Source organism: Streptomyces sp. NPDC029152, from assembly GCF_055564355.1.
Genome location: NZ_JBVHWR010000017.1, coordinates 126,672 through 151,153, shown reverse-complemented (window position 1 = coordinate 151,153; position 24,482 = coordinate 126,672). Strand labels below are relative to the sequence as shown.

General features: G+C 68.5%; 24 protein-coding genes and 5 pseudogenes. 12 read left to right on the top strand and 17 right to left on the bottom strand.

The annotated features are described in order from the left end of the window. The first annotated feature begins 266 nt into the window (after positions 1 to 266). Complete coding sequence (locus tag ACZ4V6_RS29565; RefSeq protein WP_467833397.1) at positions 267 to 665, top strand: hypothetical protein; 399 nt, start codon at positions 267 to 269, stop codon at positions 663 to 665. A gap of 67 nt (positions 666 to 732) precedes the next feature. Continuing rightward, positions 733 to 1,206, top strand: coding sequence for a hypothetical protein (locus tag ACZ4V6_RS29560; RefSeq protein ID WP_467833396.1), 474 nt, complete (start codon positions 733 to 735; stop codon positions 1,204 to 1,206). A 65-nt stretch (positions 1,207 to 1,271) separates the two neighbouring features. Here ACZ4V6_RS29560 and ACZ4V6_RS29555 read toward each other — a convergent pair whose 3' ends face one another. After that, positions 1,272 to 1,673 carry a hypothetical protein gene (locus tag ACZ4V6_RS29555; RefSeq protein WP_467833394.1) on the bottom strand — a complete coding sequence of 134 codons (402 nt, stop codon included), beginning with the start codon at positions 1,671 to 1,673 and terminating at the stop codon, positions 1,272 to 1,274. A gap of 485 nt (positions 1,674 to 2,158) precedes the next feature. On the opposite strand from ACZ4V6_RS29555, the gene ACZ4V6_RS29550 reads away from it, so the two are divergent. From ACZ4V6_RS29550 to ACZ4V6_RS29540, 3 genes and pseudogenes are all read left to right on the top strand, one after another. Next, entirely contained in the window at positions 2,159 to 2,392 is a 234-nt protein-coding gene (locus tag ACZ4V6_RS29550) for a hypothetical protein (protein ID WP_467833393.1), read from the top strand. Beyond that, a complete protein-coding gene (locus ACZ4V6_RS29545; RefSeq protein WP_467833391.1) occupies positions 2,392 to 2,664 on the top strand; it encodes a hypothetical protein in 273 nt (90 codons plus the stop codon). The genes ACZ4V6_RS29550 and ACZ4V6_RS29545 overlap by 1 nt, the downstream gene beginning before the upstream one ends. A 1,408-nt stretch (positions 2,665 to 4,072) precedes the next feature. Continuing rightward, a pseudogene (locus ACZ4V6_RS29540) lies at positions 4,073 to 4,276 on the top strand (YxiG-like protein); the annotation flags it as partial. On the opposite strand, the pseudogene ACZ4V6_RS29535 reads toward ACZ4V6_RS29540, so the two are convergent. Both ACZ4V6_RS29535 and ACZ4V6_RS29530 read right to left on the bottom strand, forming a co-directional pair. Continuing rightward, positions 4,267 to 4,827 (bottom strand): annotated as a pseudogene (locus ACZ4V6_RS29535) (IS6 family transposase); the annotation flags it as partial. The pseudogenes ACZ4V6_RS29540 and ACZ4V6_RS29535 sit on opposite strands and share 10 nt — an antisense overlap. Positions 4,828 to 5,175: 348 nt before the next feature. Further along, entirely contained in the window at positions 5,176 to 5,628 is a 453-nt protein-coding gene (locus ACZ4V6_RS29530; protein WP_467833390.1) for an Lrp/AsnC family transcriptional regulator, read from the bottom strand. Between the two features lie 109 nt (positions 5,629 to 5,737). Between ACZ4V6_RS29530 and ACZ4V6_RS29525 the strand changes: the two genes are divergently transcribed. Beyond that, entirely contained in the window at positions 5,738 to 6,697 is a 960-nt protein-coding gene (locus ACZ4V6_RS29525; RefSeq protein ID WP_467833388.1) for an SMP-30/gluconolactonase/LRE family protein, read from the top strand. Positions 6,698 to 6,795: 98 nt separating this feature from the next. Here ACZ4V6_RS29525 and ACZ4V6_RS29520 read toward each other — a convergent pair. From ACZ4V6_RS29520 to ACZ4V6_RS29510, 3 genes and pseudogenes are all read right to left on the bottom strand, one after another. After that, positions 6,796 to 7,835: pseudogene (locus tag ACZ4V6_RS29520) on the bottom strand (IS630 family transposase); the annotation flags it as partial. 1,126 nt (positions 7,836 to 8,961) lie between these two features. Next, positions 8,962 to 9,758 (bottom strand): IS5 family transposase gene (locus ACZ4V6_RS29515; protein WP_467833407.1). Its coding sequence is split into 2 segments (ribosomal slippage): positions 8,962 to 9,423 and positions 9,426 to 9,758, totalling 795 coding nucleotides; the frame shifts between segments, so codons are not numbered across the junction. Between the two features lie 43 nt (positions 9,759 to 9,801). Further along, the gene (locus tag ACZ4V6_RS29510; protein WP_467833387.1) at positions 9,802 to 10,056 is read right to left on the bottom strand and encodes a DUF6332 family protein; all 255 of its coding nucleotides are present in this window, start codon (positions 10,054 to 10,056) and stop codon (positions 9,802 to 9,804) included. Between the two features lie 99 nt (positions 10,057 to 10,155). Here ACZ4V6_RS29510 and ACZ4V6_RS29505 point away from each other — a divergent pair, with 99 nt between their 5' ends. Then, on the top strand, positions 10,156 to 10,995 hold the full coding sequence (locus tag ACZ4V6_RS29505; protein WP_467833385.1) for an IS5 family transposase: 840 nt from the start codon (positions 10,156 to 10,158) through the stop codon (positions 10,993 to 10,995). Between the two features lie 49 nt (positions 10,996 to 11,044). On the opposite strand, the gene ACZ4V6_RS29500 is transcribed toward ACZ4V6_RS29505, so the two are convergent. The 3 genes and pseudogenes from ACZ4V6_RS29500 to ACZ4V6_RS29490 all read right to left on the bottom strand — a co-directional run bounded on the left by ACZ4V6_RS29500 (position 11,045) and on the right by ACZ4V6_RS29490 (position 12,960). Further along, positions 11,045 to 11,809: a GNAT family N-acetyltransferase gene (locus tag ACZ4V6_RS29500; protein WP_467833405.1), complete on the bottom strand. Its 765-nt coding sequence runs from the start codon at positions 11,807 to 11,809 to the stop codon at positions 11,045 to 11,047. Positions 11,810 to 12,157: 348 nt separating this feature from the next. Then, positions 12,158 to 12,628, bottom strand: a pseudogene (locus ACZ4V6_RS29495) (transposase); the annotation flags it as partial. Beyond that, a complete protein-coding gene (locus tag ACZ4V6_RS29490) occupies positions 12,526 to 12,960 on the bottom strand; it encodes a winged helix-turn-helix domain-containing protein (RefSeq protein WP_467833383.1) in 435 nt (144 codons plus the stop codon). The pseudogene ACZ4V6_RS29495 and the gene ACZ4V6_RS29490, both read right to left, overlap by 103 nt. Positions 12,961 to 13,145: 185 nt before the next feature. Here ACZ4V6_RS29490 and ACZ4V6_RS29485 point away from each other — a divergent pair, with 185 nt between their 5' ends. After that, a complete protein-coding gene (locus ACZ4V6_RS29485) occupies positions 13,146 to 13,385 on the top strand; it encodes a hypothetical protein (protein ID WP_467833382.1) in 240 nt (79 codons plus the stop codon). Between the two features lie 263 nt (positions 13,386 to 13,648). On the opposite strand, the gene ACZ4V6_RS29480 is transcribed toward ACZ4V6_RS29485, so the two are convergent. After that, entirely contained in the window at positions 13,649 to 14,587 is a 939-nt protein-coding gene (locus tag ACZ4V6_RS29480) for a helix-turn-helix transcriptional regulator (RefSeq protein WP_467833381.1), read from the bottom strand. 106 nt (positions 14,588 to 14,693) lie between these two features. Here ACZ4V6_RS29480 and ACZ4V6_RS29475 point away from each other — a divergent pair, with 106 nt between their 5' ends. Next, positions 14,694 to 15,722, top strand: coding sequence for an aldo/keto reductase (locus ACZ4V6_RS29475; RefSeq protein WP_467833380.1), 1,029 nt, complete (start codon positions 14,694 to 14,696; stop codon positions 15,720 to 15,722). Positions 15,723 to 15,959: 237 nt separating this feature from the next. Here ACZ4V6_RS29475 and ACZ4V6_RS29470 read toward each other — a convergent pair whose 3' ends face one another. The 5 genes and pseudogenes from ACZ4V6_RS29470 to ACZ4V6_RS29450 all read right to left on the bottom strand — a co-directional run bounded on the left by ACZ4V6_RS29470 (position 15,960) and on the right by ACZ4V6_RS29450 (position 20,803). After that, positions 15,960 to 16,127 (bottom strand): hypothetical protein, encoded by a 168-nt coding sequence (locus ACZ4V6_RS29470; protein WP_467833378.1) that lies wholly within the window; start codon positions 16,125 to 16,127, stop codon positions 15,960 to 15,962. A 65-nt stretch (positions 16,128 to 16,192) separates the two neighbouring features. Further along, positions 16,193 to 17,028 (bottom strand): annotated as a pseudogene (locus ACZ4V6_RS29465) (IS5 family transposase). 343 nt (positions 17,029 to 17,371) lie between these two features. Beyond that, entirely contained in the window at positions 17,372 to 17,650 is a 279-nt protein-coding gene (locus ACZ4V6_RS29460) for a hypothetical protein (protein WP_467833377.1), read from the bottom strand. A 206-nt stretch (positions 17,651 to 17,856) separates the two neighbouring features. Next, positions 17,857 to 20,169, bottom strand: coding sequence for an FdhF/YdeP family oxidoreductase (locus ACZ4V6_RS29455; protein WP_467833375.1), 2,313 nt, complete (start codon positions 20,167 to 20,169; stop codon positions 17,857 to 17,859). A 37-nt stretch (positions 20,170 to 20,206) separates the two neighbouring features. After that, positions 20,207 to 20,803, bottom strand: coding sequence for an SRPBCC family protein (locus ACZ4V6_RS29450; RefSeq protein ID WP_467833374.1), 597 nt, complete (start codon positions 20,801 to 20,803; stop codon positions 20,207 to 20,209). 564 nt (positions 20,804 to 21,367) lie between these two features. Here ACZ4V6_RS29450 and ACZ4V6_RS29445 point away from each other — a divergent pair. Further along, on the top strand, positions 21,368 to 21,766 hold the full coding sequence (locus tag ACZ4V6_RS29445; RefSeq protein ID WP_467833373.1) for a hypothetical protein: 399 nt from the start codon (positions 21,368 to 21,370) through the stop codon (positions 21,764 to 21,766). Positions 21,767 to 21,889: 123 nt separating this feature from the next. Here ACZ4V6_RS29445 and ACZ4V6_RS29440 read toward each other — a convergent pair whose 3' ends face one another. Further along, positions 21,890 to 22,426: a hypothetical protein gene (locus ACZ4V6_RS29440; RefSeq protein ID WP_467833372.1), complete on the bottom strand. Its 537-nt coding sequence runs from the start codon at positions 22,424 to 22,426 to the stop codon at positions 21,890 to 21,892. 462 nt (positions 22,427 to 22,888) lie between these two features. Further along, a protein-coding gene (locus tag ACZ4V6_RS29435; RefSeq protein ID WP_467833371.1) for an IS5 family transposase occupies positions 22,889 to 23,619 on the bottom strand; the annotation gives its coding sequence in 2 pieces (ribosomal slippage) (positions 22,889 to 23,364 and positions 23,364 to 23,619; 732 coding nt in all). Between the two features lie 27 nt (positions 23,620 to 23,646). On the opposite strand from ACZ4V6_RS29435, the gene ACZ4V6_RS29430 reads away from it, so the two are divergent. Continuing rightward, positions 23,647 to 23,886 carry a hypothetical protein gene (locus ACZ4V6_RS29430; RefSeq protein ID WP_467833370.1) on the top strand — a complete coding sequence of 80 codons (240 nt, stop codon included), beginning with the start codon at positions 23,647 to 23,649 and terminating at the stop codon, positions 23,884 to 23,886. Then, positions 23,886 to 24,263: a fic family toxin-antitoxin system, toxin component gene (locus ACZ4V6_RS29425; protein WP_363045235.1), complete on the top strand. Its 378-nt coding sequence runs from the start codon at positions 23,886 to 23,888 to the stop codon at positions 24,261 to 24,263. The genes ACZ4V6_RS29430 and ACZ4V6_RS29425 overlap by 1 nt, the downstream gene beginning before the upstream one ends. The last annotated feature ends 219 nt before the right edge of the window (positions 24,264 to 24,482 follow it).

The following is a 24,482-nucleotide window of genomic DNA, read 5'->3' as shown; positions in this document are numbered from 1 at the left end:
GACCGGTACGGCGAGACCTCGGCCCGGCGCCTGTTCACCAGCACCTTCGTGGACCAGGCGCAGCGCCTCGCGGGCCTCGGGCACCTGGACCTCGGTTACACCACTTGGGGGCAGGCACGAGCGGCGGCGAGACCTCTGGCATCGAATGCAAAAACCCGAGTCACCCGGGCGCTACCACTTCCGCCCGTACAGGTGATGGAGCAAGCGGACCAGCCTTGGAAGGGTAGACGAGACATCCCTTCGCACCGGACAGGAAATCCCACCCCATGCTCCAAGCCACGAAGAAGTGCGCCGCCCGAGCAGTTGCGGCGGCCCTCTGCGCAACAGCCCTGACCCTGGGGCAGGCGCATCCGGTCGCAGCGGCGGAGAAAAAGGTGTCCTTCGCCTTCAAGTACCGGATGGACACGCAGACCTGGACCCAGAAGCGGGGCAAGGTCTCCGTGCTGTTCACCTGGTGCGACAACCAGCGCTCCTTCCATGCGCTCCTTGTCCGGCAGAAGATCGGCAAGGACACCGGCATGGAAGGCCACACGCTGAACTGCATCGAGGGCAGGCGTGCCTACTTCGACGCGCCGATGGACGGCACCTACTACTTCACCTTCACCAAGGCGGACGACGGGGAATACGTCGAGGGCAACGCCACCATCGGCTACCCGGCAGCCTGACGGCAGACACTGGCGCTCCCCGATGCTCGTTCCTGACAATGAGACAACGAGCGATCGGGGAGCGCGCATGGAATTACCCCCCGGACGCCGACGCCGTCGTCCAGGCCGAGCTCGCAGCCGAGCCGCGGCCGCCGCCGACCGCGAGGCCGAGCCGTGCGGAGCCGCCAGGGTCGCGGCCCGCGCCGACGGACTTCAGGTACTGCGCGAGCTCGGCGCCCTGGAGCAGACCGAGCCACGCGACGGCGACAAAGCCGCCCGGGACGGACTCACGCGGCGAGCCGGCGGGTACGTACAGGCCGACGCCGACGCCGACGCCTGGCTCGCGCACGCCCTGGCCGCGCACCGCGGGCACTACCGCGACCCCGTCGCCCGCGAGGAAGCCGCTGGCCTTCTCACCCCGCCGGTCCTCGCGCACGCCGCGCTGCTCGCCGAACTCGCCCGCCTGGTCCCCGGCGCCGCCGTCGACGAGCTGACGTTCGCGGCCCGGCTCGCCACCACCGAGCCCGAAGCCGCCGGAGCCCTCGCAGCCTTCGTCCTCTGACAGTGATGCTGGATCGTTTGCCATCGAAGTTGGACCGCTGGTGTCGAGCGACGAGGAGCCGGGGGCTATGCGCGGAGTCCGGTGGCGAAGCGGACGAAGCCGGCGATGCGCGGGCTGAACGTCAGCGTGCACTCCTCGCTGAGAGCTGAACGCACGCCCGCTGCCACATCAGCGTCCGGTGCCCCGAACACCTCGAAGCGCTCCACCTGGCAGTGCTTCATCACCTCTTGGATGTAGGGGTCCGCCAGCTTCCAGTGGAGGCGGACCGCATCGGAGTCCTGATAGAGCTGGAAGCTGTGGGCGAGCATCCGCTCCTCGTCCACGAAGGTCTCCACCATCAGCTGAGGCCCGTGCTGCTCGGCGAACGCAACTGCCCTGGCGATGGCGTCGCGGAAGCCCTCCAGGTGACCGTCGGTGATGCGCATGGTGTTCCGGAAGAGGAGAATCCTCGAGTCGTGAGTGGTCATGACTCGACGCTCCCCCCTCAACCATGGTTGAGGTCAAGCATGGATTTTTCCTCGGCGCCCTCCTCAACTCCGTAGGCGTCGCTCGGGTCAGGCAAGGCGCCGACAGTGATGCCACGGCTGTGGCCTCTCAGCCCCCGATCCAACTTTGCTGTCACGAACCGAACGGCGGTCCAACTTCGGTGGCAGATGGTCCAGGTTCGCTGTCACCGGACACCCGCGCCCGCCCCACCTGCTGATCACCAATGGTGTCTGTCACGCTGTCGCGCGCCCTCGTTCCGGCTGTGACGCCAGGGTGTCACGCTGCCAGTCGAGCCCGTGATCACGGGGTCGACCCCCGGATCTCGGCCTTGCACCGAACAGAGTGACACCTCGCCGGGTGCGACCACGGAGCGCAACCGATACCTAATTCAGCCGGAGCGGTCTCCGGCCCGGCTGCCCGGGGATACCGTGGTGAGCAACGCCAGTTCTGCCTTCTGGAGCCCTCGATGAGCGAACAGCCGGCCCCCGCCGACACCGCCGCCCGGCAGTTGGAGTCCGCGGCCGCCGATGCGGTGCGCGCGTACGCGGCCAAGATCCGCGCCGACGCCGACCGGTTCGCCGCTGTCCTGGAGGACATCGCCACCAACGGCCTGCCCGACCCCGAGCAGTGCACCCCGTGGGAGGAGCTGCGCGAGGCCCACCTCGCCCGCCTCGCCTCCCAGCGCCCGGCCGTCGCCTGATGGCCCCGCAGCACGGCCCGCGCCGTGCCCGGATCGCGTTCTCCGACGCCGCCGCCAAGCAGTTGGAGAACCTGACCAGCGAGGCGGAGATCCACGCTCTGGACCGCGCCCTGGTGGTCATCTCCGTCGATCCCGACATCGGCGAGCCGATCCCCGGCGACACCGCCGACCCCCGACTGCGCGAGTACGCCGACGAAGTCGAGCGCGTACGCCTCTTGTACTGGGTCACGGCGCTCCGCACGGTAGTTGTCGTCGCCTACCTCGAGGTCTGACCCGCGAAGGAGCCGGCTGTACCGTCGATCGTCCAGAAGCTCTCCGGCCACCGCGAGCTCGGAGGGCTGCGCACGATGGTGGAGTGCCCGTTCAAGGCCACTGTGCTCCGCGAAGGCCCGGCGCAGGCCGCCGGGACGGGCGCGGCCTGGCTCGTGTTCCTGTGCCCGGCGCACACCGTGGACCTGGACGGGTGGCCCGGCGCCGCGGATCACCCGGACACCGGCACGATGCCGTGCGGCGCAGTCCTCGACTTCCGCTCTCCCGAAGGACGGCTCCAGTCGCACGCCCGACCTGTGGCTGACACCGCTGACCGGCGTCGACCCGGCCGCGTACGGCGGTGCGTGGGCCGACGTCCTGGACCAGGCCGACCGGGTGCTGCTCGCCCGGGTCGAAGAGGCGGAGGCCGTCGGCGAGGACAGCCCGCTGCAGAGCATGCTGGTGATGATGGACGTGCGGCACGGCGGTCCGCAGCCGAGGGAGATCTCGGAGTGGCGGCGACCGCCCTCGGGTACTGCGAGACGCTCGCCCAGAGCCTCTGACCTCCCCCGGCATCCCGTCCTGCACCCTTGCCCCCCGGCCCCGGGCATCGCTCCGCGGGCCGGGACCGTGTGCCCGTCGCGAACGGCTCCGCAGACAGCCTTGCACCCCATTGGTAGGTAGTACAGGTAGTGCCTATGCGCGGGTTGTGAATCTCCCCCTGAGAGCGAAGCCCGCTGCCGCCTGTGCCGATACCCGACCCGGCCCATTCGCCGCGCATGATCCTTCCCGTCCCTGCGCAACCGTCTGTGGCGTTCCGAGCCCTTCGAGCTCGAGCGGCGATCAAGACACCCAGAGGCGCCCACAGCGGCGCACAGCGGTTCGTGCGGGCGCCGGGCGCCCGGGCCGACGGCGACCATGTCCTCTCCCGTACCTCGTCCTGTTGCTCCTGGCCCGAGTTCTGTTCTCAGGGGGATCTACGACCGCGCATAGGTACTACCTGTACTACCTACCAATGGGGCGCAAGGCCTGCTCGCTCCCACCAGGCCGCAGCCGCCGACGGTGGCCACCGGCCGGGCGCAGCACCTCGTGCTGCACGGACGCGACGTCCTGTTGTTCCTAGTGGTGAAGGGTGCAAGACACGTGCTGCAAGTCCGCTCGGGAGTGCAGCGCAGTATTCGCACGGTCCAGACGGCACACGGGTGCTGCATATGTAGCAAGGCCGGCCCACCCCGGTGCAGCGCCAGCACGCGAGCGGCCGGACCCAGCTGCTGCATGCAGCGGGTCCGCCGACGTCGTCGCCGGTTGTTCTGCTGCTCCAGAACAAGGCGGCTTAGATAGGACTTGTCCGGGGGATCTCTGAGGGCAGCGGCGCCCAACACCTGTGAATCTCGTTATTGAAGGTCTTGCCGAGTGAGGTAGAAGGGCGGCATGGATACCGCCGTACTTGAGCAGATGCTGGACGAGGTCTTCGATCACGCTGTCGTGCACCACGGATACACCAACTACATGCGCGACTATGAGGTCGTTGTCTACGCGACGGCCGATCCCCCTACCGGCAGCGCGCCGACCCATCTGCGGTATCTCTTCCGGTACTGCGTTGAGGCCCGGTGTGAGACGTCAGTGCCGGCGGAGCGGAAGCCTTTCATCGCGTGTTCGCGCTGCCGCGTGGGCTGGTGGCTGTTCTCGGCCCAATTGTTCAGGCTCTTGTGCGAGCGGTGCTCCACCGACGGCATGACCTCACGATGGGCGGCGCCGTAGGAGCGGAGTTCGTCGGTGACCACCACCCGCGGGGCCGCACGTGTCTTCTTCATCAGGCGGCAAAAGAAACGCCTGGCGGCGGTCTTGTCCCGCCTGTTCTGCACGAGGATGTCCAGGACGTTGCCGTCGGCGTCGACGGCCCGCCACAGGCACGTCAGCTCCCCGTTGATCTTCACGAACGCCTCGCCCAGATGCCGTTTGTCCCCGGGCCGCGGCCGGCGGCGGCCCGGTCCGTCCGCATAGGCCGGCCCGGACTTCATACACCACCGACCCACGGTCTCGTACGAGACGATCACGCCGCGCTCGAGCACCAGTTCCTCGACCTCGCGGCAGGACAATGGGAAGCGGAAGTACAGCCACATGCAGTGGGAGACCATCTCGATCGGATACCGGTGCCCCTTGTACGACGGCGACCCGCTGTCCACGGACGGTCCCCCTCCACCATGACCAACCCAAAGGTCATCCCGCCCGGTCAGCCAACGTGACAGCACCCGTCGAGGGCCTGTTCGAAGTCACGGGATGTGGCGCTGGTGGCGGCCATGAGCCCATCGAAGCGCCGTGGAGAACCTCAGACTCCCGATCTTCATTTCTGGTGACAGAAAGACTGCTGAATGAGCATCTGTGACACGTCGGATGCCTCATGTGTGACAACCAGGCTGCCTTGGCCGTCCCCATTCACCAGCTCAGCCGGTCCCGCCAGTGACAACTCCTGAGCTTCGGCTCATTCAGGTGGCACGGGGAGCTGCGTTCGACCGTTCATGACGTGCGTGAGCTCACGCCTGGTGGGCGGCCTGCGGGGAGACCGGCCGCTCGAAAAAGGTCTCCAGTACAACCGTTGCCTGAGTCCCGCTGACTCCGTCGATGGCGTAGATCCGGCGCAGCACGTCCTGTAGTTGCTCTGTGGTCGTGGTCCTGACTTTCACCAGCACCGAGGCGCTGCCGGCGATGATGTGCGCCTCCAGAATTTCGGGAAGTGCGGCGAAGTCCTTCGCCGAATCGCCCATCCAGGCGGTCGAGTCGACCATCACGTAGGCCAGTACGCCGCCGCCCACCGCTGCCGGGTCCAGTTCGGCCGCGGTGCGCCGAATGACGCCGCGCTCCCGCAGCTTCCGCACGCGCTCATGAGCCGCGCCTGCGGACAGGCCCACAGCCTGGCCCAGCGCGGCGTAGGGCTGGGTGGCGTCCTGCTGGAGCTGTGCCAGCAGGGCACGATCGATGTGATCCACAACTCTCCATTCGGAATAACCTTGCATAGACTATACGTCATCTTGCAATCTCCTTCTTAAGCCGAAGCTTGTTCGGTAAAGGTTCGGCGCATCTATAGGGAGGGGATCCATGACCAGCGAGCGCCCTGCGCTGTACGAAATGCTCGACGATCGGTTCCGTACCGGGCGGTGCATGAACGGTGATGACGGCTTGGAGGTGCTGTACACAGGCTGCCGCTGGGCCGAGGGACCGATCTATCTTCCTGCTTGGCGGCAGGTGATCTGGAGCGACATCCCCAATGACCGGATGTTGCGCTGGGACGAGGAGACCGGTGCCGTCAGCGTCTTCCGCCGTTCCGCGGGGCACACCAACGGCAACACCCTTGACCGCCAGGGCCGGCTGATCACCTGCGAGCAGGGCAACCGCCGAGTGACGCGAACCGAGCATGATGGCACTGTCACGGTGTTGGCTGATCGCTGGCAGGGCAAGCGGCTGAACAGCCCGAACGACGCCGCGGTGAAGTCGGACGGCTCCGTCTGGTTCTCCGATCCGGACTTCGGCATCACCAGCGACTACGAGGGTTATCGCGCCGACAGCGAGATCGGCACCAACAACGTCTACCGGATCGACCCGGACAGCGGTGAAGTACGCCTGGTCGCCGACTGCTTCGCGGCGCCGAATGGCCTGGTCTTCTCGGCCGATGAGCGACAGCTCTTCGTCTCCGACACCAGGGCCGGCTGCATCCGGGTCTTCGACGTACAGGATGACGGCACACTCTCCGACGGCAAGGTCTTCGCCGACTCCGCATCCCGCCAGAACGCCCGTTTCGACAACCTCCGCTTCGATGACGGCGGACGGCTCTGGGCAGCCGCGATGGACGACGGGGTGCACTGCTACGACCCCGACGGCACGCTGATCGGACGGCTCAACATTCCCGAGACGGTGGCCAACATCTCCTGGGGTGGAGCCAAGCGCAACCGTCTCTTCATCACCGCGCAGACCAGCCTCTACTCGGTGGTCACGGGCGTCACGGGCACGCATCCGACCGGCCCGGGACACCAGCCCTGGCCGGTCCCGAAGTCCCGGTGACCTCCGACCGAGCGATCAGCGTGGCTTCGGCCTTCATCCCACGTTGTACTGATCTTTAAATAGTGTTGTCGGCCAGGGTGGCTTCGAGGGTGAGGCCGGGTCCAAGTGAGGCATCCGTCGATGATGTCGGGCTGGTACTGGAGTGATTTCAGCTTGTGTTTCACCGCGCGGAGGAGTTCGTCGAAGGTCTGGGCCGTGAGGTTGCCGAGGTCGCGTTTCAGGAGGGACTAGATGCCTTCCTGCGGGTTCAGATCAGGTGCGTGGGACGGCAGTTGGACCACGGTCAGCCAGTCGGCCCTTTCGATGACCTCCCGTAAGGGGCGGACGAGGTGGGTGGCCAGGTTGTCCCGGATGAGGATGACCGGGCCGCCGAGTTGTTGGTGGGCCCGGCGGATCAGGTCGCGGTAGTCGCGCCAGGTCAGGCTCTTCGGCTCGTTCCTGCGACCACGGTGGGTGCGGATGTGGTGGAAGAAGCGGGACCGGTGTCCCGGTTGGTGGCAGACCATGCCGGCGACGTGGATCCTTCCTCTTCCGCCACCGCGGACCTTCACGACCGGGGTGACGCCCCGGGGCGCTCAGGTTTTCGCACGAGGCGGCCTCATCGACTGCCCGGATTCGTCCTCGAAGGGGATCCAGGCCCCGGAGACCGCCGCCATCCTTCTACCTCCGGCCAGGTCTCCTCCTTTCACACCTCCACGGCCTCCTCGTTCCGCTCGGTGGCCCGGCGGACAGGCTGCTGCCAGGACCAGCCGTGCCACCGCAGGAGCTTCCACGTGCCCTCGAGCGTGTAGGCGACGTGGAACAGTCGGCCGATCATCGTTCTCACCCGGGCCAGCGTCCACCTCTGGACGGGCCAGCCATGGGCCAGCGGACCACGAGCCAGCTCCCGTTCGAGCCTGGCGATCTGCTCGCCCGACAACCGCGGCCGGCCCGGCGATCCCTTCGACACCAGACCGGCCTCACGCCGTTCCCGCCATACCTTGCGCCACCGCTCGACCGACCGCACCGAAACCCGCAGATCCGCCGCAATCCGAGCGTTCGCCTGCCCCGCCTCGAACCGGGCCCCGGCCTCCAGCCGGACCCGTTCCCAGGCCACCCGCTCCCTGTCGGACAGCCCACCCCCTTGCGCATATCTCACACCGCATTGAGACAGCGCACACAGCAGTTGGCTGTCAGCCGAACCGGGACGACATCACCCGTTCAAGGTCAGTAATTCACAACGACAAGGCCCACAGCATCCGAACTGATCATGCCGTGGGCTTTGTCGTGTGGTGCGCGCGCCGAGGGGATCAGACGCCCAACACCACGCACTCCGCTGCGACCCAGCCATCACGGCCGTTGATTGAAACGGTCTTCCAGCAGTTGGCCGTGCCACCGCACACTGTGCAGGTCTGTCCGGTCACGGAGCCTTGACCGAGGCTGCCGCAGGGATAAGGTCGATCCGTCTCTCATGGCCCGGGGCGAGCCGCCTCCGTCAACCGATGGGCAACGGCTCGACAGCTCTGCGCTGGTCATCATTGTCTCCGTCGGTAGGCCAGGATGATCCCGACTGCAGCCAAGACCGCAACCGTGATGACAAACCACGTGGGCATCAACTCAAGCCCCTTGTATGCAATAGGGACGGCCACAGGATTCGAACCTCCTTGAGTGAGGGCAATCTTCTCATGCCCTCACTCAAGATCGAGATGTGCAGCCTTGTAAGCGCGTCGCTGCGAAGCGGCATGGAGTTGCGGTACAGCAGCGAAGTACAGCAACCACCACGACTGCAACCGATCGCCACCGGCTCCCGGAAGCTCGCTGACCAGCTCGGCAGACCTCAACGACCGTCCCGCCCGTAGTTCGCATCGAGGGGCGCACCGACGACTCGCCTCGGTCGTTGAGGCCTCGCCGGCCGATCAACGCTGGGAGTACCAAAGCCGGGTCTCTCCCGAAATGCGATCGGCTAGGATCCCCGCCGGGCGAAGCCGTAGCGCAGAGGTCGTCGCGCGCGGTCTCTAAAATCGCGAGGACGCCGGTTCGAATCCGGCCGGTTTCGCCCGTGCCGACCTCACTCCTTGGACGCGGTGCTCACATGACGCAGGAGCCGACGCAGTGACGGCAGCGCTGACGGCAACGACTGCGGACGTCAGCGGCCCTGCGCGCTCCGGCACGGTAGCTGCAGAGTGCTGGCGGGCCATCCTGCCAAGGTGTGCCCGCATCTTCTATCGGCAGTGAGAATGTGACTGGTGGTCCTGCTGGTGAGCGTGACTCACTTACAAGTCATCTCATTTGGTGAGCCTGCGGTAGCAGATGAGGGTGCAGGCGAGGCTGGTGAAGGCGAGGAAGTGCTCGGCCGTGCGCTCGTAGCGGCGGTGGAGTCGGCGGCAGCCGGCGAGCCAGGCCATGGTGCGTTCGATGGTCCAACGGTGCCGCCCGAGTCGTTGTGATGTCTCGACGCCCTTGCGAGCAATGCGGTGTCGGATGCCTCGCTGGGACAGCCATTGCCGCAGGTGGCGGTAGTCGTAGCCCTTGTCGGCGTGGAGCTTGGCGGGCTTGCGCCGACGGGGTCCTCGGCGGGACCGGATCGGGGGTATGCCCTTCACGAGCGGGATCAGGGCCCGGCTGTCGTGGACGTTGGCGCCCGAGATGCCGACGGACAGGGGCAGACCGGTCCGCTCGGCGATCAGGTGGATCTTCGAGCCGAACTTGCCCCGGTCAACAGGATTCGGACCCGTCAGGTCCCCCTTTTCAGGGCCCGCATGTTCACCGAGTCGATCGCACACCGCGACCAGTCCAGGTCGCCACGGGCACCGAGTTCGTCGAGGACCAGGCGGTGCAGCTTGGCCCAGACTCTGGCCTTCGTCCACTCAGTGAACCTGCGGTGGGCCGTCGCGCCGGACGGCCCGAAGGATGCCGTCGGCAACTGCTGCCATGTGCAGCCCGAGGTCGCCACGAACACGATCGCAGCCAGCACCTCACGGTCGCCGTGGCGCCGGCCGCCCCCCTGCGGTCGTGACGGCGCCTCCGGAACCACCCGCTGGAACAGCTCCCACAGCTCATCCGGCACCAGCCGTTCAACGATCCCCACGCTGAGAGGCTACCGACCCTAACGGAAAGATCCGTGGTCAGCGGCCCAAGCGGCGCTGTTTGTCGAACCGAAGCAGCACCCGCACAAGACGCCACACTCCGGCCACCGCTCCGAGCAGCACGCCGCCCACCAAAACGTGTCTCTCTGCCGATCCAGAGAAGTCAGGGATCAGGGTGAAAGTCCAGGCAACGGCAAAAATCAACCCAGCCAGCACGGCGGCAGTCACCAGGGCGAAGACGATCTCCACCGTCATCGCGTCCTTCTCCCACCGCGACTCACGCCCCATGTCCATGCTGAAAGTCTCACATCACGGTCAAGCCCTCGCGCCTGCGCCGCACTCTCACGGGCGGCGCCTTCGCCAATTGAGATGACCTCTTACTGACAGTGGGCAGTGCTGGAGCCGTTGTTACCGAAGGGCGCGAGGGCGGGACGGCCGCCTGTCTGGCCTCGGCGGCAGTTGACCGACGGCATACGGTTCCGTGTTCGGACCGGTGTGCCGTGGCGGGACGTACCCGTCGAGTACGGACCGTGGAGCCGGGTCCACGACTTGTTCCGCCGGTGGCAGCGGAACGGAACCTGGCAGCGGATCCTCACTCGGCTCCAATCCCTGGCCGACGCGAGAGGCGCGATCGTCTGGGACTTGAGCGTCGATTCCACGGTCTGCCGCGCTCACCCGCTTGCGGCCGGGGCCCGCAAGCGGGGTGACCTGCAGAAGGAACCGCCGGGCGGTGTGTTCACCGAGCCCGGAGATCACGGGCTGGGAAGGTCACGCGGCGGGTTCACCACCAAGTTGCACCTGGCGGTCGAGCAGGGCCAGAGGCCCATGTCGGTCGTGATCACGGCAGGGCAGCGTGGTGACTCGCCACAGTACGAGCCCGTGCTGGAGAGGGTCCGTGTGTCCCGCCTCGGGCCGGGCCGGCCACGCGTCCGCCCCGATCGCGTACGCGCTGACAAGGCGTGCGCCTCCCGCAAGAACCGCGCCTACCTGCGCCGCCGTGGCATCCGCCGCACCATCCCGGACAAGGCCGACCAGGCGCGCAACCGCAAGAAGCACGGCTCCCGCGGTGGCCGACCGCCCGAATTCAACGCCAAGGACCACAAGGCTCGACATGCCGTCGAGTGCGGCATCAACCGCCTCAAAAGGAACCGGGCCGTGGCCACGAGATACGACAAACCCGCGGGCCGCTACGAGGCCGCTGTCCTCGTAGCGGCCATCAATGAGTGGCTGTGACCAGCTCATTCAGGGATGACGGTCGGCCAGCCCGTAAGGTCTTGGCGGTTCAGGCGTTGATGGCATGTTCGACGAACTGGCCGCAGGCGCGGAACCCCAGGCGGCGGTAGACGGGCTCGCCGTCGGCCGACGCCTGTAGGACCGCGATGCGGTGCTCTCGCTCGCGGGCCGTGCGGAGGGCTGCGAGCGTGATGGCCCCGCCGTAGCCGCGCCGGCGGTGGGCGGCCAGGGTGGAGATGTTGTAGATGCCGGCGACTCCTGCGTGGTGGAACACCTCGGCGGAGCAGACCGGACGGTGCTCCACGTAGCCCACCAGATACCGGGCCGGGCAGGTCGCGGCCAGCGCCTGCGAAGCGGCCCGGGCGAAGAAGTCGCGGACGGTTTCAGCGGGTGGATTCCAGTTCGCGGCGAGGACCGTGGCGTAGTCGGCGAGCTGTTCGGGCGTGGTCACCGTCCGGATGTCCAGTCCCTGGACAGCGGGAGGCGGCAGGGTGTCGTCCAGCTCGGCCCACATCGCCGTCTCACGTTCGGACACCGGCAGCCCGGCCGCCGTCAGGCGGGCAGTGAGGTCTGCCGGTGTCGAGGCAGGACCCACCCACCAGGAGAAACTGCGGCCGGTGTCCACCAGCGTCCTGACGGTCTCGGCGATGCGGGCCGTGGCATCGGCGGCGGTGAAGCGGGCCGCGGCGACGATGTTGAACGTGTCGTCGTCCAGGCCGCTGTCCGCGACCAGGAGGTCGCCGGTCTCTGCGACAGTCGCACCGGACATACTCCGGTGCATATGACAGGCGTGTTCCGCCAGGTTCCGTTCCATCCTGTCCGTCAAGTCGGCTTCGTCGGGGAAATGATCATTCATAGCGACTGACCCCAGCACGACCGAGCGAAGACCGCATGTCATTTTAGGCAGTGCCACTCCGACGACCAGCACTTTCCGATACATGCCCTGCTGATCTTTTCGTAAGTTCGGTGGGTGTGGTGGGTGGATGGTCAGGCCGGTGTGGGCGAGGAATGACCATGGAAGTCGGGGGTTGGTGTTGATGCGGTGGATGCCTTGCTCGGTGGCGTCGGCGACATCGGCGAGGTGGTCGCCGGCGAGGTTGGCGAGTTCACGCTTCTTGAGTGAGGACCACAGCAGTTCCACCGGGTTCAGCTCGGGAGCGTAAGCGGGTAAGCGTTCCAGTGTGAGCCAGTCCTGCTCGGCGGCCCAGGCTCGCATCGCCCGGCTCCGGTGGGCGGACAGGCCGTCCCAGACCAGGACCACCCGCTCGCCGCGGTAGAACACCTTCATCTGCTCCAGGACCTCGATGAGGGCGGCGGTGTCGTAGCTGCCGGGCTTGAGGTGGAAGCACAGCCGGGCCCCGCGATCGGGGTCGGTGGAGTGGCAGCCCAAGGCCCCGGCCATCGACGCCCGCTTCCGGTTCAGACGGTGCCGCAGGAGCGGAGTCCGCCCTCGGGGCGAGTAGGTGCGGCGGATCTGAGGGAGCAGGGAAACGCCTGATTCGTCGAGGAAGACGATCCAGGCACATGTGGTCACGGCCCCTTTTTGATGCGTGGCCACTCGTGCGCGATCCAGCGGGCGATCTCCGCTTCGTCCCGCTCGGCCGCCCGCCGCTCGGGGCGTTGCAGGCTCCATCCGAGCCGGCCGGTCAGCAGCCGCCAGACCGACGCCCTCGACAGCACCACTCCTGTTGTCCGGGTGACGACCGCGCCGACTCGTTCCAGGGTCCACAGGTCGGCCTCGAAACCATGAGCCTGGGCACCTTGCTCCAACGCGGCCCGGACCATCTCGGCCTGGGTGTCGTCCAGCTTCGGTGGGCGTCCGGTGGCTGCCCGTCGCCGCAGGGCCGAAGCACCGCCTTGCTCCCACACCCGCCGCCAACGCCGCACGCTCTCGGCACACACCCCCACCGCTCTCGCGATCTCCGCATGCGAGACGCCGACCTCGAACAACTCGGCTGCTCGCACACGACGCGCCTCCGCCAACTGAGGCCGTGACAAAGGGAGGAAGAGAGGAGCCGGCAACCGAAGGGGAAGGTTGATAAGCCACGCCGACAGCCTCCCGCCCGCACGGCCACCACACCCACCGAACTTACGAAAATCTCAGTAGTGCTGTGACCGTTATGGTTCGCCGCGTTGAGAGGGAGACCGGGGTGTTCGTTGAAGTCGTGTTCGCGGGGCTGCCGGTCGATCGTGGCAAGGTCGAGGAGGCTCTGGAGGCGGCGTTCGAGCTCGACGGCGAGGTCACCGGCGCGGGAAGCGGCATGGGTCGCTGCCATCTCGACCTCGACATCGCGGAGAGCTCAGGCCCTGCTGCGGCCCTGGGGCGGCTTAGGGCAGTGCTGTCCGAGCTGGGCGTCGCGGGCTGTGCGACCTTGCATGTCAGTGAGTGATCGGGCCGCGATTCGCGCTCGCCCGCCCCAGCGGGTGCCCTCTTGCTGCGGACCCGGGCGCATTCACGGCGCTCTGCCGCCAGGACGTCCCGATGACTGGTCCAGCTTGGTCGGGCGGGTGGTGGCCGCCTGGACGACGAACTCCTCGTCGTCAGGACCGAGCAGGCGGGGACGGCCTCCTGCCCACTGTGCGACATCCGCGAGTTCTCCTGAGCCTGGACAGGTACCCGAGGCGCGCCGGCCCTGCTCGGGGGTGACCTCCATCACCGGCCCGTGATCGGAACGCTCTCCTGGCGCACGCGCATCCGGTAGCGCTGCGGCGACTCCCCGACAACGCGCTTGAACGCCGTGCTGAACGCGCTCTCCGAGCCGTAGCCCAGCTCGGCGGCGAGCGCCGCGACACGGGCGTCGCCGTTCCGCAGCGCGCGCTGGGCCAGCAGCATGCGCCACCGGCCCAGGTAGGTGAGTGGTGGTACACCGGCGGCCTCGCGGAACCGCTCCGCGAATGTGGTCCGGGACATCGCGGCGGCGCGCGCCAACTCCTGCAGCCCCCATGCGTGTCCGGGGCGGCCGTGGAGCAGGTCGACGGCGGGGCGCAGGCGCTCGTCGACGAGCAGGCGCAACCAGCCGGAGGGCAGGAGGGTCTGGTCGACGTAACAGCGCAGCACCTCCAGCAGGAGCAGCTGGCCGTACTGCCGGATCGCGAAGGCCGAGCCGAGCCGGTCGCCGGTCGCCTCGTCGAAGAGCCGCAGCAGGGCGGCGAGCAGCCGGTCCCCGTCTCCGGCGGCGGATGACCGGATGTGGGCCACCGGTGGAAGCGACTCCAGCAGGAGCGCCCGCCCGGCCTCGTTCACGCTGACGCACCCGCCGATCACGACGTCGTCGACGGCAGGGTCCGAGCCCGCGAAGCGGGCGGTGGAGAAGTCCGACTCCGGCTGGATCTCGTGGCGCGGCGCCGCGCCGGCCTCGAAGGCCACCCACGAGCGCCCGGTGAGGATCGCCACGTCACCCGCCACGAGGTCGATCGGTTCGACGACGCCGTCGGTGGTCAGCCGGGCGCGCCCGCTCACCATCGCGAAGAACTTGACCGGATCGGCCAGCGGGCCGCGGGCCCACCACCCGCCGCGGGCCGCGACGCCGCCGGTCAGCACGCTGCGCACCTCGACCAGGTCGAGTGCCTCGGAGAGTCGGTCGGGATCCATGTCCGTACTCTCGCGCAAGAAATCGGGATGCACAAGTATTCATAGTCCGGCGAGCGACAGACAGGCTGGTATCAGCTACACAGTAGGACGACCTGAAGGAGACACCATGCGCTACCGCAGCCTCGGCCGGACCGGGATCAAGGTCAGCCCCTACGCCCTCGGCGCGATGATGTTCGGCGCCCTCGGCAACCCCGACCACGACGACTGCGTCCGCATCATCCACCGGGCGCTCGACGCCGGCATCAATCTCGTCGACACCGCCGATGTGTACGCGCACGGCGAGTCGGAGGAGATCGTCGGCCGGGCCCTGAAGGGACGACGGGCCGACGTCGTGCTCGCGACCAAGGCCCGGAACCCGATGAGCGACGAGCCGAACCACCAGGGCGCGTCCCGGCGCTGGCTGGTGCGCGCGCTGGAGGACTCGCTGCGCCGCCTCGACACCGACTACGTGGACATCTACCAGATCCACCGTCCGGACCCCGACACGGACATCGAGGAGACCCTCGCGGCCCTCACCGATCTGCAGCGGGCCGGCAAGATCCGCACCTTCGGCACGTCGGCCCTGCCGGCCTGCGACATCGTCCGGGCGCACTGGGTCGCCGAGCGGCGCGGGCTGGCCCGGCCGCGCACCGAGCAGCCGGTCTACTCGATCCTGAACCGGGGCATCGAGCGCGAGGTGCTCCCGGCGGCGCAGGAGTTCGGCATGGGCACCCTGGTCTGGTCGCCCCTCGGCGGCGGCCTGCTGACGGGGCGATACCGCAAGGGCCAGGAGGCCGCGACGCACCGGTCGAAGTATGGCTTCCGGCACCTCACGGACGACCGTCGGCTCGACGTGGTCGAGCAGCTCATCCCGCTGGCTGAGGAGGCCGGCCTGCCGCTCACGCATCTCGCGATGGGCTTCGTGCTCGCCCACCCGGGCGTGACGTCGGCCCTCCTCGGACCGCGGACCACGGAACACCTGGACGACCTGCTTGCGGGCGTCGATGTCGCCCTCACCGACGACGTGCTGGACCGCATCGACGCGATCGTGCCGCCCGGCACCGACACCGGCACGCTCGACATGGCCTACCAGCCGCCAGCCCTCCAGCGCCCCGAACTGCGCCGCCGACCGGCCGGCGAGCGCGCGGCGGCATGACGTCCGCTCCGGCCGGAGCCCTGCCTGTGCCTGTGCCGCCCCCGGCCGGTGTGAGGCGCAGCGAAAGCGCCACCACGAAGCGCGGTCTGACCGTCAGTGGGGGTGCTTCCGGAAGTGCCCAGACACGGGCTGTCTGGCGGCGAGGAAGTGGTGACAGGCGAGCCGCGCTTCCGGTGACGTTTGCCGGCGTCTCGCGGTGACAGTTCCGCCGCGTCTCTGTTAGGCCGAGATCAACGATCAAGATCGGTGCCCGCCGAGGCGCTGGCCGTCACGAGTAGGCCCGCTGCAGCACTGCTTCCTGCTCGTACCCGTGATTTCGCCGTCGAGGCCGAACGTGGCGTCCAGCGCTTCCTGGACCTCATCCCGGTCGATGGGCAGACCTGCAAAGACGATCTCAATGAACACCGCGTTCCTCCGCTCCGGCCCGGCGAGCCATGCCGGTCACGGCACCGGACGGTGTTGTCAAAGCGTCACGCCCACATCAGTAGCGGTGCGAGGGTGACGGCCGCCCGGCAGGACTCGACGGTCTTGTCATACCGGGTGGCGGTCCCGCGCCACTGCTTGAGCCGGTCGAAGCACCGTTCCGTCACGTTGCGGCGCTTGTAAACCTGCTTGTCGAAGGCCGGTGGCCGACCGTCGCGGCTGCCGCGCCGGGCCCGGTCGCGGATCTGGTCGGTCCGCTCGGGAATCGTGTGCGCGATGCCCTTGCGGCGCAGCCAGGACCGGATCGCCTTGGAGCTGTAGCCCTTGCCGCCGATGACGTGGTCCGTCCGGGTGCGGGGGCGGCCCGGGCCGGGGCGTGGCACCCGGATCGCCTCCCTCACCGTGGTGAAGCGGTTGCAGCCGATGGTGTCTCCGCCGGTGACCACCAGGGCCGGTGGACGGCCGACCGCGTCGCAGGCCAGGTGGATCTTGGAGGTCAGGCCGCCCCGGGACCGTCCGGGTCCCTGGCCGCGGTGCCCCCTTCTTTTCGGACCCCAGCCGCGTGCTGGTGGGCGCGCACGAGGGTGGAGTCCACCGACACCAGCCACCCGATGTCTCCGGCCGCGTCGGCCTTCGCCCGGGCGGTCTGGAGCATCCGGGTGAAGGTGCGGTCCTTGGCCCACCGGCGCAAGCGGGTGTGCAGGGCTGCCCGGGAGTCGTACCGTTCGGGCACGTCCCGCCAGGTCACCCCGGCCCCGACCTTCCATACGATCCCGTTCAGGATCCGGTGGTCGTCCAGCCGGCTGCGTCCCCGGCACGGCCGGGGCAGCGACGGCCGGATGAATTCCCTTTCGGCATCGGCCAGTTCACGACGACGAACCACCGGACCATGATGCAAGACCCGATCTCCTTTGACGACAGACCCTGGGGACGGGGCACTGCCCCCATGGTTCAGCCGTACGGATCACGTACGCATCAAGTGCTTTTCCCGTACATGTCGGGCGGACGGGGGTGGCCAGGCGCTCGGCCAAGCACTCTTCGCGGCCGGCGCCGCTGCCGCCCAGTTCGGCTCCGGCGACGCCACCACCTGCGCCTCGATCCACTTCGCCGGCGGACTGTTCTTCACCATCGGCGGCTACGTCTGCCCGCTGCAGGTCGTCAACGTCCTCCTGCCACGAACGCGGCGACGACGGCCGCCCGGCCACCCGCGGCTGGCGCTGGTGGAGCTACGAGCCGGCCCGCGTCGACCGGCTGAGCACCTTCGTCCTGCTCGCCGGAACGCTGGTGTTCGCCGTCGACCTGCTGGACTCCTTCCTGCGAGGGCTGAGCGTCCAGCAGGCCAACCGGCTCATCTGGGCACCGGACGTGGTCGGCTGCCTGTTGTTCCTGATCTCCGGCCACCGCGCCTTCGTCGAGATCTGCCACCGCGGCCGGCCCTGCCTGCGCCGCCGCAGCCTCGGCTGGTGGAGCGCCGCCGTGAACCAGCTCGGCTCCGTCCTCTTCATGATCTCGGCACTCGCCGCCTACACCCGCCCCGCCACCGGCAGCCTGGCCACCGCCGACATCGCTGACTGGGGCACGTTCCTCGACGCCGGGCGCTTCTGCGCGGCGGCCTGCGCCGGCTGTACGAACGCTCCTGACTCCGGCCACCGGCACGTCACCGCCTTGCGTCCACGCAGTCCCGCCCGGGGTACGACCGTCCCGGTGCCGGTCAGACGGGTGCCGGCCGGGACCGGTCGCCCGTGGGTTCCAGGCGGACGACGATGCCCTTCGACGTGGGCTGGTTGCTCATGTCGGCGACGCTGTCGAGCGGCACCAGGACGTTCGTCTCCGGGTAGTAGGCGGCGGCCGAACCCTTGGCCGCCGGGTAGGACACGACCTCGAAGTTCTCCGCCCGGCGCTCGGTGCCGTCCTCCCAGACGCTCACCAGGTCCACCCGGTCGCCCTGGGCGAGGCCGAGTTCGGACAGGTCGGCCGGGTTGACCAGGACGACGTGGCGGCTGCCGTGGATGCCGCGGTAGCGGTCGTTGTTGGTGTACGGGACGGTGTTCCACTGGTCGTGCGAGCGCAGGGTCTGCAGCAGCAGGTGCCCCTGGGGAGCCAGGGGGACCACCCGCTCGTTGCAGGTGAACCGGGCCTTGCCGGTCTCGGTCCTGAACACGCCCTCGTTGACCGGGTTGGGCAGCTGGAAGCCGCCCGGACGGGTCACCCGGGCGTTGAAGTCGTGGAAGCCCGGCACGATCCGGGAGATGCTGTCGCGGATGGTGTCGTAGTCGCCCTCGAACCTGGCCCAGGGGATGTTCCCCACGCCGTCGACGGTCAGCCGGGCGAGCCGGCACAGGATGGCGACCTCGCTCAGCAGCATCCGCGAGGCCGGTTCGAGCCGCCCCTTGGAGGTGTGCACCTCGCTCATGGAGTTCTCGACGGTGACGAACTGCTCGCCGTCGGCCTGGACGTCACGCTCGGTACGCCCCAGCGTCGGCAGGATCAGGGCGGTGTCGCCGCAGACGGTGTGCGAGCGGTTGAGCTTGGTGGAGATGTGGGCGGTCAGCCGGCACGAACGCATCGCCTTCTCGGTGACCTCGCTGTCGGGCGCCGCGCGCACGAAGTTCCCGGCCAGGGCGAGGAAGACCTTGATGCGGCCCTCCAGCATCGCCTTGATCGAGTTCACCGAGTCCAGGCCGTGCGGGCGCGGCGGATCGAAACCGAACTCCTTCTGCAGGGCGTCCAGGAAGATGTCCGGCATCTGCTCCCAGATGCCCATGGTGCGGTCGCCCTGGACGTTGCTGTGGCCGCGCACCGGGCAGGCGCCCGTGCCCGCGCGCCCCAGGTTGCCGCGCAGCATCAGGAAGTTGACGATCTCCCGGATGGTGGGCACGCCGTGCTTGTGCTGGGTGATGCCCATCGCCCAGCACACGATGACGCGTTCGCTGCCGAGGACCTCGTCGCGGACCTTCTCGATTTCCTGGCGGGTCAGTCCCGTCGCCGCGTGCACGCCGTCCCAGTCGACGGTGCGGGCGTGCCGGGCGAAGTCCTCGAAACCGGAGGTGTGGGCGTCGATGAAGTCGTGGTCCAGGACGGTGCCGGGACGCGCGTCCTCCGCCTCCAGCAGCAGCCGGTTCAGCGCCTGGAACAGGGCGAGGTCCCCGCCCGGCTTGATGTGCAGGAAGCGGTCGGCGATCTGGGTGCCGCGCCCCACGACCCCGCGCGGCTTCTGCGGGTTCTTGAAGCGCCGCAGCCCCGCCTCCGGCAACGGGTTGACCGCCACGATGCGGCCGCCGTTGCGCTTGGCCTCCTCCAGGGCCGACAGCTGCCGCGGGTGGTTGCTGCCCGGGTTCTGCCCTACCAGGAAGATCAGGTCCGCGTGGTGGAGGTCGTCGAGGCTCACGGTGCCCTTGCCGACGCCGAGCGTCTCGTTCAGGGCGAAGCCGCTGGACTCGTGGCACATGTTGCTGCAGTCGGGCAGGTTGTTGGTCCCCAGGGCCCGGGCGAAGAGCTGGAAGACGAAAGCGGCTTCGTTGCTGGCCCGGCCGGAGGTGTAGAAGACCGCCTCGTCGGGCGAGTCCAGGCCCTTGAGTTCCTGCGCGAGGACGCCCAGGGCGTCGTTCCAGCCGATGGGCTCGTAGTGGTCCGACCCGGGCCGCTTGATCATCGGCTCGGTGAGCCGGCCCTGCTGGTTGAGCCACATGTCGGAACGGGCCGCCAGGTCGGACACGCTGTGCTCGCGGAAGAAGTCGGCGGTGATCCGGCGCGTGGTGGCCTCGTCGTTGATGTGCTTGGCGCCGTTCTCGCAGTACTCGTTGCGGTGGCGCCGGCCCGGGGCGGGGTCCGCCCACGCGCAGCCGGGGCAGTCGATGCCGCCCACCTGGTTCATGGTGAGCAGGTCGACGCCGGTCTTGCGCGGGGAGGTCTGCTCCAGCGAGTACTCCAGAGCGTGCACGACGGCGGGGACCCCGGCCGCCCACTTCTTCGGCGGTGTCACGGAGAGGGAGGTCTCCGGCTCCTGACCGGGCGGGTTCTGCATCGCTTGGCCTTTCTCTTGCCGTGTGCGGGTGGGCGGGTCAGCCGACGGGCCACTGGGCGACACGGCTCCTGGGCGGTTCCGGGGTGTCGTGCTGGACGCGGCCGTTGCGGATGGTGCCGCGCCAGGCGCCGCCCTCCTGGCCGAGCCCTTCGATGAAGTGCTTGAAGTTGACCAGTTCGGCGCGCACCAGCCGGGCGGTCAGCCCCGTGACCCCGGGGGAGCGGGTGAGGACCTTCGCGGCCCCGTGCGGCCGCAGGAGCATCCGGACCGTGATCGCGGTGCCGCCGGATCCCGTGGGCCTGAACTCGACCTCGCCCTCGTGGGTGGGGTGCTGCTCCAGGCCACGCCAGGCCAGGTAGGCGTCGGGGTCCTGCTCCACGATCTCGACCGGGAAACGGTGGCGCAGCAGGCCGTAGCCGATGGTCCACGCGGTGACGGTGGGCCTGACCTGCTCGACGTCGCGCACCACGGCCGAGAAGCGCGGGAACGTCTTGAACTGCGTCCACTGGTTGTAGGCCGTGCGGACCGGCACCGCGACCTCGACCGTCTCCTCGGCGTGCCACTCACGCAGCGGACGGCGGCGTGTGACGCCGTCGCCGTCGGTGCGCCCGTCGTCCTCTTCGTGCGCCATCATGGTCCTTCTTCCGGTGAGAAAGCCGGGTGTCCGGGCACCCGTCCTCCTCTCATGGGTCGGGGCACCCCTTCCGGTTCCCCGATCCCGGGCTTCAAGTCACCCGACCGCACCGGCGTCCCTGGGCGCGGACCCGACCGCGAGAAGAGCGCCGGACCCGAGGCACCGAAAGGAACGCCGCTCACGGGCTTCTCCCGTTGTCCGGCGGACACCTCCAGCTTCCCCCCTGGACACGGTCACCCGCCACTCACCGCGCCCCGGCAGGCGGGCCCCAGGGAAAAGCCTTCGTCGCCCCGACCTCGGTTTCTACGTCATGGGGCACGGCGTAGAGCCCGGTGATCTCGTTCTCCTTCCGCCAGCGGATGAGGGCCTGGCAGCCCTTGAGCCAGACCAGTGACTCCGGCTGTTACTCGCGGGTGCGCAGGAACGCCGCGATCGTGGCAGGGCCCCTGTGGGTGGAGAAGTGCAGAAGTGCGGACTCGACCGCCCCGTCGGTATCACCCTCCTGCACCTCGTCCCCGCCCCGCCGCCGACCGCGATGATCCGCCCGTCGGTGTCGCGCTGGATGTGGGTCTTGCGTCTGCCGCTGGTGAGGGCGCGGGAGGCGAGCTGCTCGACGAGTCGTTCGTCGTGCGAGCGCAGGCTTTGGAGGACAGCGACCAGCCCGGCATACGAGACGCTGGCGACCATGTCGGTGGGATCCTCGCCCGGTTCCAGGAACACGGGCACGATGATCCGCGCGACCTTCGTGGAGCCGTCCCGGTCGAGCCGAAGGGCCCGGCCGATGTTCTACACGATCTCGACCAGCACCCCGGGCAGGTGTTCCGAGCTCGTGAGCTGCACGAACTCCTCGACATGCCCATCGACGAGGCGTCCGTCAACGTCACCCGCAGCCGCCTCGGACGCCTCACCCGGCAAGGTTTCCCCACCCAACCCGGACGAGGCCGCTACCAGAAACGGACTTGATGACCTTTCACATGACGCAGACAGGGTGCTCTCCGGCGATGGCGAGGTGAGGGCCGTGCCCAGTCCGCAGTGGCAATCTTGATGTCTGTTGTCCGCCCACGGCGCCGATGGCGATGGCGGCGGTCAGGGGCTGCCGGGGCCGGCTGCCGCCAGGGCCTCCGCCGCCACCTGCCGCAGTGCACGGCTGGTGATCCAGCGGTTCTTCCCGCCGGCCAGGTACGCCGCGGCACGACCCACCCATTCCGGGTCGCCGAGGAGATGCAGCTTTCCCTCAGTGGTGAGCTGCCGCAGCAGGGACTCCAGCCGGAGGGTGTCCACCGCCCGGTACGGGCGCGTGTGCTGGTCGAAGCGCAGCTGGTGGTCCTCGTACGGGTGGCGCAGTGTCGTGTGCATCCAGCCGCCGTTACGCGTGGCGACCATTCCCCTCAGCGTGTACAGGCCTCTGCTGTTCGCGTTCCAGGAGTGCTTGCCCCAGGTGATCCAGATGCCGTTCATGATCCTGGACCACGGGATCAACTGTCCTTCGGAGTCTGGCTCGTGCTGGTAGAGCCCGTCCGGACGGAACTCCACCCAGTGGGCGTCAGGTCGTGTGGCGTCCCCGATTCCCCAACGGCCGTCGGTCAGTTCCAGCGGCCCTAGAAAGGTACGGTCCTCCATCATGCGGTCATTGAATCACGTGTTCCATGAACTGTTGCTCCGCCTCCGCCAATACCTCCCTCCCGTCGCTGTCCCGGGAAAACACCAGGTCGGAGGCGGCTTACAGGAGGCGTGGCCAGGGCCGCTGAGCGCCTGCCCGCAGGCGGTCAGCGGCAGACGACCCGGGCGGCGATCAGTACCACGATCGAGCGATCGTGAACTGAGAAAGATCGGACTTAACGACCTCTGAGGACGTGGCCCATACCTACGACACGGCCTATGCCTACACGGATTCCGGCGCGACCCTGTGCGGCATGGAGTACGAGGGCCTCGCGGTCTCTCCGTACTGGTGGGTGCCGGATCGGAGCAACGCGTGTAGCACCTGCAAGGAGACCGCGGCCGTCATTGACCAGCGCCGGCCGTTGGAAATGTGTCGGGGGAATCGTGCCAACCCCACGCCTCCCCCCGGTTCCTGCTGGCCCCCTTCTAGGGTTGTCCGCGCGGTGATCTCAGCCGCCTCCGGCAGATCAATGCGCACGCGAGTCTGAGGAACGCTTCGTGGATGTCGTCGCGGACCTCCCAGCGAATGCGCAGGCGGCGGAACCAGTGCAGGTGGGCGAACGCACGCTCCACAACCCACCGATGGGTGCCCAGGCCAGAGCCGTACTCGGTACCACGGTGGGCGATCAGCGGTTTCACACCGAGGTCCCAGACCAGGCGGCGATACTTGTCGTGGTCATAGCCACGGTCACCCAGAACGACGTCTGGGCGGCGCCGGGGCCGGCCGCGCCTGCCGCGCACAGGCGGGACGGCCTGGAGCAGCGGGATCAGCTGGGTGACGTCGTTGCGGTTGCCGCCGGTCAGGGTGGCGGCGAGCGGGATGCCAGTGGCGTCGATGATCAGATGGTGTTTGCTGCCCGTCCTGTCCCGATCGGCAGGGCTTCGTCCCGTCTTGGATCCCCCTTCAACGCTCGGATGTAGGAACCGTCGACCGCCGCGCGGGAGAAATCCAGGACGTTCGCGCTGCGGAGTTCGGCCAGAAGAACCTCGTGCAGCCGGGACCAGACACCCGCCTCGGTCCATTCGGCCGGGCGGCGCCAGCAGGTCATGCCGGAGCCGAAACCGAGTTCCTGTCGAGGGTGTGGGCGCGGTGGCGGTTGTCGCGAAAGTAGGCCTCGCCCAGGGCCTCGACGACGATGCGGTGGAGCTGGCAGCATGATGGTAACATCTGTTACCATGCGGGTATGGCAAAGACACAACTGGGCGCCCGCGTTGACGAGGACGTCGCGGAACTCGCCAAGAAGCGCGCCGCCGACCTGGGACTGAGCATCGGCGACTACCTCGCCCGTCTGGTGCAGGACGACGCCAGCGGCCTGCGCGCCCGCGCGGTGGACGCCGCCGCCCGCTTCCTGGCCGAACACCAGGCACTCTTCGACGAAGCCGAAGACGCCCAGCGCAAGCCTCGGGGAGCGCGCGCCGCCTGATGGACCTGCACATCGACGTCCCCTGGATCCTGCAGGTCGCCGAGGCCGCCGGAGTCAACGATCCGGCCCCCGACGACTACGGCGTCCCGGTCTCGGCGGTCGCCCGGCACCGGGCCGAGCTGTTCGAGCAGCCCGTCTACGACGGCCCCTACGCCAAGGCCGCCGCCCTGGTGCACACGCTGGGCCGGTGCCGCTGGCTGGAACGCTCCAACCTGGCCGTCGCCGCCGCAACCGGCGTCATGTATCTCGAGGCCGCCGGGATCACGGTCAAGCCCGCCCGCGCGGACGCCGTCGCCCTCAAGGACCTGCTCCTGGACCCAGCCTGCACCGCCGGGAAGATCGCCGCTCTGCTGCGGACCTGGCCCACCACCACCTGACGCCCGCAGCCCCGGCGACGCCACCCAGTACGACGTGAGCGTGCCCGCGCTCGCCTGACCGGCGAAGATCGGCCAAGGCCGCGACGCGTTTCTCCTGGTCGAGGGAGGACTCAGTATTGTCGTACGCCAGTCCTGCGTTGATTCCTTCGGTCTCTTCCTCGAGTCATTTGGATGTCAGGACATCGATGCAGGTCGCACAAGATCGGTTGGTTCTGGTAC